Genomic DNA, 11148 nt, shown 5'->3' on the forward strand with positions numbered 1-11148 from the left:
CCCCCAGGGACGGGACGGGTAGGGGCGGCGGGGGCGAGGAAAGCAAGCGCTTAGACAAATGCGGCCCGAGTCACACACCCACACCCGTGACCTCGCCCATACGTACGGGTAACTTCCAAGGCAGGTCCGCCTACACCCCCGTTACGCCATACGCCAATGGAGCCGTAGATGCCCGAAGCCGTGATCGTCTCGACCGCCCGCTCCCCCATCGGCCGCGCCTTCAAGGGCTCCCTCAAGGACCTGCGCCCCGACGACATCACCGCCACGATCATCCAGGCGGCCCTGGCCAAGGTCCCGGAGCTCGACCCCAGGGACATCGAGGACCTGATGCTCGGCTGCGGCCTCCCCGGCGGCGAGCAGGGCAGCAACCTCGGCCGCATCGTCGCCGTGCAGATGGGCATGGACCACCTCCCGGGCACCACCATCACCCGTTACTGTTCCTCGTCGCTCCAGACGACCCGCATGGCCCTGCACGCCATCAAGGCGGGCGAGGGCGACGTGTTCATCTCGGCGGGCGTGGAGATGGTCTCCCGGTTCGTGAAGGGCAACTCCGACAGCCTCCCGGACACGCACAACCCCCTCTTCGCGGACGCGGAGGCCCGCACCGCCGAGGTCGCCGCCAGCGAGGGCGCGAGCTGGCACGACCCGCGCGAGGACGGCATCGTCCCCGACCCGTACATCGCGATGGGCCAGACCGCGGAGAACCTCGCCCGCATCAAGGGCGTCACCCGCCAGGACATGGACGAGTTCGGCGTCCGCTCGCAGAACCTCGCCGAGGAAGCCATCAAGAACGGCTTCTGGGAGCGGGAGATCACCCCGGTCACGACCCCGGACGGCACGGTCGTCTCGAAGGACGACGGCCCCCGCGCCGGCGTCACCCTCGAAGGCGTCCAGGGCCTCAAGCCGGTCTTCCGCCCGGACGGACTCGTCACGGCGGGCAACTGCTGCCCGCTGAACGACGGCGCCGCCGCGGTCGTCATCATGAGCGACACCAAGGCCCGCGAGCTCGGCCTCACCCCCCTCGCCCGGGTCGTCTCGACCGGCGTCACCGGCCTCTCCCCCGAGATCATGGGCCTCGGCCCGGTCGAGGCGTCGAAGCAGGCCCTGGGCCGCGCCGGCCTGACCGTCGACGACATCGACCTGTTCGAGATCAACGAGGCGTTCGCCGCCCAGGTGATCCCCTCCTACCGCGACCTGAACATCCCGCTGGAGAAGCTGAACGTGAACGGCGGCGCGATCGCGGTCGGCCACCCCTTCGGCATGACCGGCGCCCGCATCACCGGCACGCTCATCAACTCCCTCCAGTTCCACGACAAGCAGTTCGGCCTGGAGACGATGTGCGTCGGCGGCGGCCAGGGCATGGCGATGGTCATCGAGCGCCTGAGCTAGTAACCGGATCCACCACAGCCGCCGGCGCCCGGACCGAAGCACCGCCGCTGTGACCGCAGTTGAACTCAGCGTGACCGAATCGGCCCGGAACCCCGCAACCACCGGGGCTACGGGCCGATTTGTGATCCAATCTCCCCCAGGATGTGACCTATCTCCCTCTGGAGAGGGATTTACGCAGGTCAGAGCCGTTACGCAACCAAACATCAGGCCTAAAGTCCTGTCCCTTTCGTGACGTTACGCACTGACAGCTGGTTAGTCCGCCCTTCAAGCTGATGTAGGAAGTCGGGGGTCGACTTTGAACCGGGAGTACGTCAGTGAGCACCACGTCTCTTGCTCTGCTGCTCGCCACAGCCACCACCACGGCCGTGGGCGTCGCCGTTCTGCGCACCCTGCTGGCGCTGCGCCGACAGGTGGCGGCCCTGCACACCCAGCTCGCCGAGAGCCGCACCACGGCCGTCCGCGGTCTCGTGCCGGCCGCGCGCTCGACCACGGACACGGACGAGATACGCGCCGCCGTGGCCGAGGCGCTCGCCGAGGAGCGGGAGCGGGAGCTTGCCGAGGCCCGGGCGTTCTGGGCCGCCCAGGAGGCGCGTGACGCCTCGGACTCGCCGACCCTGCTCGGCCTGCCGGACAGCGATCTGTTCCTGCCGCGGCAGTCGGACTTCGCGGGCCTCGAACACCTGGAGCCGGTGACCGAGCCCGCCGCCGACGCCGACGAGTTCGCCGGGGACTCCCCCGAACTGGCCGCGGCCCGCCGCCGTCACCCCTCGCACCCGGACTTCGTACCGGTCCAGTCACCGGTCGTGAACGACCACGAACGCACGGTGTCCTGCCTGGAGGAGTTGGCCGAGTCCCGCACGGAACTCACCGACATCCGCCCCGGCCCCCTCGGCACGCTCGACGTCTACGTCTTCGCCGACGGCACCACCCTCTGCATGACCCCGGGCCACCGCGAGACCGCCGAACGCCTCGCGGACTCCCTGCGCACCGGCCACCCCCCGGTCCTTCTGGGCGGCTCCGGAGTATCAGGCGCCTACGCCCTGACCTTCGAATGCGCGGACGAGAACGTCTACGTCCTGGCGGACCGGGTCATAGCCTCGCTGTAGAGCACGCCCCGGCATGGGGAGCGCCCCGTCAGGGGCGCGGGGAACTGCGCAACCGGCCACACATCCGGCCGGCAGTCGCCAACGGCCCTCAAACCCCCGCCCTCTTCTGCGCCTCCTCAACAACGCGCACCGCATCCGCGACGTCGTCCTCAGAGGTCAGCACAACAGCCAAGTCATTCCCGGCCAGAGTGATCTGGTCCGCCGCGGCGAACATCCCCGCGTCAGGCATCTCCAGAGGCTCCCGCGAGGGATCCTCCAACCGCTGGGCACGCAGTGCCAACTCCCTGGCCAGCCCCAGCGCTTCAGCGGCAGCCCCCCGTTGCAACCGACTCTGCGGAGCGGCCCGCAACCGGTCGGCGAAATGTTCCACGGCCCGCGTCAAAGGCGTCGTATCAAGCACGCGCCGACCCTACGCGCCCCATCTGGACTGTTGCCAACAGGCCAACGCTCAGGCACGGTGACTTGAAGGACCGGCTTACATCCCATGCGTCCGGAGGCGCCGATGTCCCAAGTCTTCTCCGAGGAGACCCATCGCAATCTGCTCGCCCGCATCCCCCACTGCACCGGTCGTGAGATCTCCGACTGGCTGCGCACCGTCGACGATGGCCCTGCCCTCTTCCGCTTCGAGGAGAAGGTCAGCTGGCTCCGCGCCGAACACAACCTCGCATACGGCCACGCCAAGGCGATCATTCACGAGTACGACCTGAGGAGGGCCGCGCGCAAACTGCTCTGAGCCGTTTCGCTCCGCTCCAGCACCCGAAAATAATGGAAGGGCCCGCGAACCGAGGTTCGCGGGCCCTTCCGACTGCGGGTTCTGCTCTGCCCGCTAGTCGTTGCCGCTGAAGATCGCGACCAGACGCAGCATCTCCAGGTAGATCCACACGAGACTCATGGTGAGGCCGAAGGCGGCCAGCCAGGACTCGTCGCGCGGAACGCCGTAGGCGATGCCGTCCTCGATCTGCTTGAAGTCGAGCGTCAGGAAGAACGCACCGAGGACGATCGCGAGAATGCCGACGATCGCGCCCAGCGGGCCCATGCTCCGCAGCCCGCCGTCATCGGCGACACCGAAGACGACCAGCAGCAGGTTGACCGCCATGACGAGCACGAAGGCGATGGCGATGGCCATGCCGATGCGCGCGTACCGGGCGGTGACGCGGATCCAGCCTGCCTTGTAGATCAGCAGTGTGGCGCCGGACACCGCCATGGTGCCGAGCACGGCCTGGAAGGGCGCGCCGCTCCACCGGCTGTTGAACATCTCGCTGATCACGCCGAGGAAAACGCCCTCGAACGCGGCGTACGCCAGGATCAGCGGGGGCGAGGCCTTGCGCTTGAAGGCCTGGACCAGCGCGAAGACCATCGCGATGAGCGCGGAGCCGATGGCCAGGCCGAAGCTGCTCGACGTGACCGGCAGCAGTGCCCACGCGAGCACGGCACCGACGGTGACCGTGCCGAGCGTCATGGCCGTACGCGTGACGACGTCGTCCATCGTCATACGGCCGGCGGCGGGCGGGGCCTGCGGCGGCGCGCCGTGCTGGAGGTCCTGCGGGGCGTAAGGATTCTGCGCGTACGGGTTGCCGCCCTGCGGGGCGTGCGGGGTGCCCGCGTACGGGTTCCCCTGCGTTCCGACAGCGGGGCCCCCGGCCTGCGGCGCGGTGTTGAAGCCCGCGTAGCCGTTGTCGCGGCTGAACCCCCGTCGCGAGAAGACCGGGTTGCTGCTCCTCATTTCACTCCTCCATGGCCACCCTGCGTGGCCTTGGCTCAAGAGTAATGGGTAGGCAAAAGAAAGCCTCTAGTGCCTGGGGAGGATCTTTCCCCTCTTGTGACCGGGAACACCAGGCCGGGACCCGGCATTCCCCGCACCGTTACAACGCCGGTACGCACTGTTCCGGTTCCCTCTTCCGGGGTGTCTCACTCCAGCGGGAAGCCCGTGTATCCCTCGGCGAGGTCCTGCTCGGCGGCCCGCGCACCGGCGATCCGGGCCAGCCGGGCGAGCTGGATCCGGTCCTCGAAGGGCGTCGCGTCGGCCGGCCGGTGCAGCAGCGTCGTCATCTCGTACGAGAACCGCTCGGCCTGCCACACCCGCCGCAGACAGGTCTCGGAGTACGCGTCGAGCAACTCCGCCGACCCGGTCTCCTGCTCGTACGTCAGGGCCCGCGCGAAGGTGACGACGTCACCGACCGCGAGGTTCAGCCCCTTGGCACCGGTCGGCGGCACGATGTGAGCGGCGTCACCGGCCAGGAAGAGCCGTCCGTACCGCATCGGCTCGTGCACATGGCTGCGCATGGGTGTGACGGACTTCTGGGTGATGGGCCCCCGCTCCAGCCGCCACCCGTCCCCGGTCTCGAACCGCCGCTCCAGCTCGTCCCAGATCTCCTCGTCGGCCCACGCCTCGGCGTCCGTGCCCTCGGGCACCTGGAGGTAGAGCCGCGAGACGACGGGCGACCGCATGGACAGCAACGCGAAGCCGCGGTCGTGCCGGGCGTAGACGAGCTCGTCGTGCGAGGGCGGCACATCGGCGAGGATCCCGAGCCACCCGAACGGGTAGGTCCGTTCGAAGACCCGGGTGAGCTCAGCGGGGATCGCCTTGCGGGCAACCCCCCAGGACCCGTCGCACCCGACCACGTACGAGCACTCCAGCACGTCCTCGCGCCCCTCATGCCGAAACCGCACCCGCGGAGCATCGCCGCCCGCCCCCTCCACGGCGAGGGCCTCCGCCTCGAAGAGGAGCGGCCCGCCCTCCTTGAGCTGAAGCGCGATGAGGTCCTTGCACACCTCGGTCTGGGCGTAGACCATCACGGACCGCCCGCCGGTCAGGGCGGGAAAGTCGACCCGGTGCCGCCGCCGGTCGAACCGCAGCTCGATGCCGTCGTGCCGCAGCCCCTCACGGTCCATGCGCTCACCGGCACCCGCGGCCCGCAGCACGTCCACGGTCCCCTGCTCCAGGATCCCGGCCCGCTGCCGGTGCTCCACATAGGCCCGGTCCCGGCTCTCCAGCACGACGGAGTCGATCCCCGCGTTGTGCAGCAGCCGCGCCAGCAGCAGCCCGGCCGGCCCGGCCCCGATGATCCCGACGGTGGTACGCATCGACTCGCCCCTTCGCGCTCCGACTACTCAAGTGGGCGACACCCATCTCCGTTCGCCCAGTGAAATATTATTCACCAAATCACTACGCTGAGTCTCCGACGGGCGGCACCCGCTGTCAACGGTTGTGAGGTGAAGTCTTCAATGAAGGATGCACCCTTCATTGGGATACGCCGGAAAAGGCGGAAGTGTCGGAGGTGCCCGGAACCGGACTTGAACCGGTACGCCCGCGAGGGGCAGCGAGGTTTAAGCTCGCCGTGTCTGCATTCCACCATCCGGGCAGGCCATGGGCTCCGCGTCGAGTGTTCCGAGCCTATCGGGACAGATCCCCCGAACAGCGGAAGGGCAGCCCGATGTTGTCTTATTTTATTGACGTCTGAGGGTGCATCAGCCCACGGTACGCGCCATCAGCACATGCCAAATGCCGTTCGGCCGAAGCTTGACGGCGTATGGGGAATGACGTGATTTCACCGCCCGAACGAGCGGAACCTGACGAACCGTCGCCGATTCCCTCTCAGGGGCGGCCGTCATCCCCAGGTATGACACGGGCACGCCGGGTGCGACCCAAGGCTGTCTTCGGAACCAGAACAGCGGGTGACTACACAGCGCCGATCGAGGCAGACGATGGAACGGTCGTCCTCACTCGTCGTCGTCCCGACAGGAGCACCCTCCCGTGACCACCATGCCCCTCGCCGACCGTGCCACCACGGTGGCCGCCCGCGCCTCGGAACTGTCCAAGGTCTACGGACACGGGGAGACCCAGGTGGTCGCCCTGGACCGGGTCTCCGTCGACTTCCGGCAGGCCGAGTTCACCGCGATCATGGGTCCTTCCGGCTCCGGCAAGTCCACGCTGATGCACTGCGTGGCCGGCCTGGACAGCTTCTCCTCCGGCTCGGTCCGCATCGGCGACACCGAACTCGGCTCCCTGAAGGACAAGCAGCTGACCAAGCTGCGCCGGGACAAGATCGGCTTCATCTTCCAGGCGTTCAACCTCCTCCCGACTCTCACGGCCCTGGAGAACATCACTCTTCCGATGGACATCGCGGGCCGCAAGCCGGACAAGGAGTGGCTGAACAGGGTGATCGGCATGGTGGGCCTGGCCGACCGGCTCTCCCACCGTCCCACCGAGCTCTCCGGCGGCCAGCAGCAGCGCGTCGCCGTGGCCCGCGCGCTGGCGTCCCGCCCGGACATCATCTTCGGCGACGAGCCCACCGGAAACCTGGACTCGCGATCGGGTGCCGAGGTGCTGGGCTTCCTCCGCAACTCAGTACGGGAGATGGGGCAGACCGTCGTCATGGTCACCCACGACCCGGTGGCCGCGGCGTACGCGGACCGCGTGATCTTCCTGGCCGACGGGCGGATCGTCGACGAGATGCTCTCGCCGACCGCCGACGGCGTCCTCGACCGGATGAAGGCCTTCGACGCCAAGGGCCGTACGAGCTAGCCGACAACGCGCCCTCGCGCCCCGCCGCGTCTCGTCCCGCCTCCTCCTCCACCAGGACAGAAACCCATGTTCCGTACCGCCCTGCGCAACGTCCTCGCGCACAAGGCCAGGCTGTTGATGACCGTGCTCGCCGTCATGCTCGGCGTCGCCTTCGTCTCCGGCACCCTGGTCTTCACCGACACCTTCGGCAACGCCTACAAGAACAAGTCGGCGAAGAGCTTCGACCACGTCTCGGTCGCCATACAGCCCGAAGGCGGTTCCTACAACGAGTCCGGTGACGACGGCGAGGCCAAGAAGCCGCCGCGGCTGACCGACGCCCTCCTGAAGAAGACCCAGAACCTGCCCGGCGCCGACTCGGCGATCGGCGGCGTCATGGACTTCACCGCGCTCGCCGACAAGGACGGCAAGCTGGTCGGCGGCGACTGGGGCACCTCCGGTGCCAACTACTACCCCGGCAAGGACGGCAAGGACCCCCGCTACGACTTCACCGAGGGCGCGGCACCCAAGTCCGCCGGTGAGATCGCGCTCGACTCCAGGACCGCCGGACGCACCGGCTACAAGGTCGGTGACACGGTCCGCTACTCCACCGACGGACCGGTGAGGCAGGCGAGGATCAGCGGCGTCTTCGACACGGAGGACGGCAGCGTCCTCGCGGGCGGCAGCCTGGTGGTGTTCGACAACGACACCGCCATGAAGGTCCTGGGCAAGAGCCAGTACGACGAGATCGACGTGAAGGCCGCCGCGGGCACCTCCGAGACGGCGCTGAAGAGCTCGGTCGAGAAGATCCTGCCGAAGGAGACGGTCGCCCTCTCCGGTGCCCAGCTCTCCGACGACCAGGAGGCGATGATCGAGGAGCAGACCAGTGCGATGAGCCAGGTCCTGCTCATCTTCGCGGGCATCGCCCTGTTCGTCGGCATCTTCATCATCGCCAACACCTTCACCATGCTGGTCGCCCAGCGCACCAAGGAGCTGGCCCTGATGCGCGCCATCGGCGCCTCGCGCCGCCAGGTGACGCGCTCCGTGCTCATCGAGGCGTTCCTCGTGGGCCTGGCGGCCGCGGTGACCGGCTTCACGCTCGGCATCGGCGTGGCCATGGGCCTGGAGTCCCTGATGAACTCCGCGGGCGCGTCCCTGCCCGACGGGCCGCTCGTCATCGCCCCGACCACGATCGTCGTCGCGCTGGTCATCGGCGTGGTCGTGACCATGCTGGCCGCCTGGCTGCCGGGCCGCCGCGCCGCGAAGATCCCGCCGGTCGCTGCGATGAACAGCGTCCACGCGACGCCGACCACGCGCGGTCTCGTCGTCCGCAACACCATCGGCTCGATCATCGTCGCCCTCGGCACGGTCATGCTGTTCATGGACGACAACTACGTGAAGGCCGGCGGCGCCGGAGTGATCCTCGTCGGTGTCATCGTCCTCACGCCGCTCCTGTCGCGCCCGTTCATCGCCGCGTCGGCCCCGCTCCTGAAGCCGTTCGGCGTCACGGGCAAGCTGTCCCGGCTCAACGCGGTGCGCAACCCGCGCCGCACGGCCTCCACCGCCTCGGCCCTGATGATCGGCCTGACCCTCATCACGGCGATGACGGTGGTCGCGACCTCCATGGGCAGCGCCATCAACAAGATGGCCGCGGACTCCCTGAAGGCCGACTACACCGTCTCCATGGCGAACTACCAGCCGCTGGCCCCCGAGATCCGCGAGAAGCTGGACAAGCTCCCCGACGTCGAGGCGAGCAGCCCGTTGCGCCCGGCCTACGGCGAGCTCGGCGACTCGTACACCGAGGTCTCCGGCGTCGACGAGAAGGCCTTCGGCAAGCTGGTGAGCCTCGACTTCACCAGCGGCTCCCTCGCGAACCTGACCGGCGCCTCCACCCTGGTCGACAAGGAGACCGCGGACGACGAGGGCCTGAAGACGGGTGACACCGTCCCGGTGAAGTTCGACGACGGCAAGACGGCCGAGCTGAAGGTCGCCGGCGTCTACGAGCAGAACGAGATGCTCAACGGTCTGTTCGCGCCGCTCGCCGTGGTCGACCCGCACCTGTCGAAGGTCACCGATCAGCAGGTCATGGTGAAGATGAAGGACGGTGTCTCCGACCGGGCCGAGGACGCCATCGTCAAGGCCCTGGGCGACAACCCCGCCATCAAGATCCAGGACAAGAACGCGATCAACAACGAGATCGCCGGCGCGATCAACCTGTTGCTGAACATGCTCTACGGCCTCCTGGCGATGGCCATCCTGATCGCCGTCCTCGGTGTCATCAACACCCTGGCCATGTCGGTCTTCGAGCGGAAGCACGAGATCGGCATGATGCGGGCCATCGGTCTCGACCGCGCGAAGGTCAAGCAGATGGTGCGCCTGGAGGCGATCATCATCTCCCTGTTCGGTGCGGTGCTCGGCATCGGTCTCGGCCTCTTCATGGGCTGGGTGGCGGGCGACAGCATCTCCGGCACGGTGAAGACGTACACCATGGAGATCCCGTTCGGCCGGATCGCCGTCTTCCTCTGCATCGCGGGCCTGGTCGGCGTCCTCGCGGCGATGTGGCCGGCGCGCAGCGCGGCGAAGCTGAACCCGCTGATGGCGATCAAGAGCGAGTAGTCACTGGAGGTGCGCACAGAAGTGGGGCCCCGGACGAGCGTCGTCCGGGGCCCCACTCACGTACGTCCTACCGCCAGGAGCGGGCGCGCAGCGGCATCCCCGAGGTGCCGGTGTCCGGGGTCTTCACCGCCAGCACCTGGTTCACGCCGATGCGGTTGCGCTCGAAGGCGAGCGCCGAGGCGGCCATGTAGAGCCGCCAGACCCGGGCCCGGCCGGGGCTGGTGAGCCGGACCGCGTTCGGCCAGTCCGCCTCCAGGTTGGCGACCCAGCGGCGCAGCGTGAGCGCGTAGTGCTCGCGGAGCGACTCGACGTCGCGGACCTCGAACCCGGCCGCCTCCAGCCCGCTCACGGTCCCGCCGATCGGCGCGAGCTCGCCGTCCGGGAAGACGTACGCGTCGATGAACTCGTCGATCTCGTACGCCGATTCGTTGCCCCACGGCCGACGCCCGATCTGGTGGTTGAGGAGCCGTCCGCCCGGTTTCAGGAGGGCGAACAGATCCCGCGCGTACTCCAGATAGCGGTCGCTGCCGACGTGTTCGGCCATGCCGATCGAGGAGATCGCGTCGTACGGACCGTCGGTGACGTCGCGGTAGTCCTGGACGCGGATCTCGATCCGGTCGGTGAGTCCCTCCTCCGCGACGCGCTTACGGGCGTACGCGGCCTGTTCCTGGGAGAGGGTGACGCCGACGACGCTCACGCCGTACTCGCGGGCGGCGTGTATGGCCATCGAACCCCACCCGCAGCCGACGTCGAGCAGCCGCATGCCCGGCTTCAGACCGAGCTTGCGGGCGACGAGCCCGAGTTTGTCGCGCTGGGCGTCCTCGAGTGTGCCGTCCGGGGAGTCCCAGTAGGCGCACGAGTAGACCATGGACGGCCCGAGGACGATCTCGTAGAAGTCGTTCCCCACGTCGTAGTGGTGGCTGATCGCCCGTCTGTCGCTGCGCTTGGTGTGCAGGTGGGAGCGCCTGCGCACCTCCTCGCGGGGCGGGGCGGGGGGCAGGGGCGGCCCGGCCATCCGTACGAGCCCCCATACGGCGGCCCGTACCTCGGGGTCCCGCAGGGCCTCGCGCAGGGTCCGGGCGTCCTCGCCGCGCTCCCACACGAGCTCGGCCATGACGTCCAGGACGGCGTACAGATCGCCGTCCACGGTCAGGTCCCCGGCCACCCAGGCACGGGCCATGCCCAGTTCGCCAGGCTTCCAGAGCAGTCGGCGCAGGGCCCGGCGGTTCCGTACGACGAGTACGGGGCTCTCGGGCGGGCCCGCCTCCGAGCCGTCCCAGGCGCGAATGCGCACCGGGAGCGGGGCTCCCAGCAACTGCTCCATCAGCGCCTTCAGCCGCAGCGCCGCGTCCTGCATGACGCACACCTCCGTGACGTGGGATCCCACAGACTCCAACACCACGTAAACACCAACGGGCCCGATGCGCAGTCCCGCCAAAGCGTTACATCTGAGCAAAATACATGCAGGCAACACGCAAACCACGAGGCCGACGGCCGCCGAACCCCCGAGCGTTGCCGCCCCCGCCGCCCCTACCC

The 11148-nt window shown here is 68.7% G+C and carries 9 protein-coding genes and 1 tRNA gene; 5 read left to right on the forward strand and 5 right to left on the reverse strand.

The genetic code is table 11. The features are described from left to right. The first annotated feature begins 168 nt into the window (after nucleotides 1-168). Both AOK17_RS13435 and AOK17_RS13440 read left to right on the forward strand, forming a co-directional pair. On the forward strand, nucleotides 169-1389 hold the full coding sequence (locus AOK17_RS13435) for an acetyl-CoA C-acetyltransferase (protein ID WP_055612660.1): 1221 nt from the start codon (nucleotides 169-171) through the stop codon (nucleotides 1387-1389). A gap of 314 nt (nucleotides 1390-1703) precedes the next feature. After that, a complete protein-coding gene (locus AOK17_RS13440) occupies nucleotides 1704-2495 on the forward strand; it encodes a hypothetical protein (RefSeq protein ID WP_055612661.1) in 792 nt (263 codons plus the stop codon). A gap of 88 nt (nucleotides 2496-2583) precedes the next feature. Here AOK17_RS13440 and AOK17_RS13445 read toward each other — a convergent pair whose 3' ends face one another. Continuing rightward, nucleotides 2584-2895 carry a hypothetical protein gene (locus tag AOK17_RS13445; RefSeq protein ID WP_206190752.1) on the reverse strand — a complete coding sequence of 104 codons (312 nt, stop codon included), beginning with the start codon at nucleotides 2893-2895 and terminating at the stop codon, nucleotides 2584-2586. 102 nt (nucleotides 2896-2997) lie between these two features. On the opposite strand from AOK17_RS13445, the gene AOK17_RS13450 reads away from it, so the two are divergent. Beyond that, the gene (locus tag AOK17_RS13450; RefSeq protein WP_055612668.1) at nucleotides 2998-3228 is read left to right on the forward strand and encodes a DUF4287 domain-containing protein; all 231 of its coding nucleotides are present in this window, start codon (nucleotides 2998-3000) and stop codon (nucleotides 3226-3228) included. A gap of 93 nt (nucleotides 3229-3321) precedes the next feature. Here the strand turns inward: AOK17_RS13450 and AOK17_RS13455 are convergent, their stop codons facing one another. The 3 genes from AOK17_RS13455 to AOK17_RS13465 all read right to left on the reverse strand — a co-directional run bounded on the left by AOK17_RS13455 (nucleotide 3322) and on the right by AOK17_RS13465 (nucleotide 5857). Then, nucleotides 3322-4218: a Bax inhibitor-1/YccA family protein gene (locus tag AOK17_RS13455; RefSeq protein WP_055612662.1), complete on the reverse strand. Its 897-nt coding sequence runs from the start codon at nucleotides 4216-4218 to the stop codon at nucleotides 3322-3324. Between the two features lie 185 nt (nucleotides 4219-4403). Beyond that, nucleotides 4404-5579, reverse strand: a complete 1176-nt coding sequence (locus AOK17_RS13460; protein ID WP_055612663.1) for a 4-hydroxybenzoate 3-monooxygenase — start codon at nucleotides 5577-5579, stop codon at nucleotides 4404-4406. 195 nt (nucleotides 5580-5774) lie between these two features. Beyond that, a tRNA-Leu gene (locus tag AOK17_RS13465) sits at nucleotides 5775-5857 on the reverse strand. A 392-nt stretch (nucleotides 5858-6249) separates the two neighbouring features. Between AOK17_RS13465 and AOK17_RS13470 the strand changes: the two genes are divergently transcribed. Further along, the gene (locus tag AOK17_RS13470) at nucleotides 6250-7020 is read left to right on the forward strand and encodes an ABC transporter ATP-binding protein (protein WP_055612664.1); all 771 of its coding nucleotides are present in this window, start codon (nucleotides 6250-6252) and stop codon (nucleotides 7018-7020) included. A 66-nt stretch (nucleotides 7021-7086) separates the two neighbouring features. Next, nucleotides 7087-9612 (forward strand): ABC transporter permease, encoded by a 2526-nt coding sequence (locus AOK17_RS13475; protein WP_055612665.1) that lies wholly within the window; start codon nucleotides 7087-7089, stop codon nucleotides 9610-9612. A gap of 67 nt (nucleotides 9613-9679) precedes the next feature. Here AOK17_RS13475 and AOK17_RS13480 read toward each other — a convergent pair whose 3' ends face one another. Continuing rightward, nucleotides 9680-10969 carry an SAM-dependent methyltransferase gene (locus tag AOK17_RS13480; protein ID WP_055612666.1) on the reverse strand — a complete coding sequence of 430 codons (1290 nt, stop codon included), beginning with the start codon at nucleotides 10967-10969 and terminating at the stop codon, nucleotides 9680-9682. Between the last annotated feature and the right edge of the window lie 179 nt (nucleotides 10970-11148).

It is taken from the genome of Streptomyces phaeochromogenes (assembly GCF_001418655.1).
GTDB lineage: Bacteria > Actinomycetota > Actinomycetes > Streptomycetales > Streptomycetaceae > Streptomyces > Streptomyces phaeochromogenes.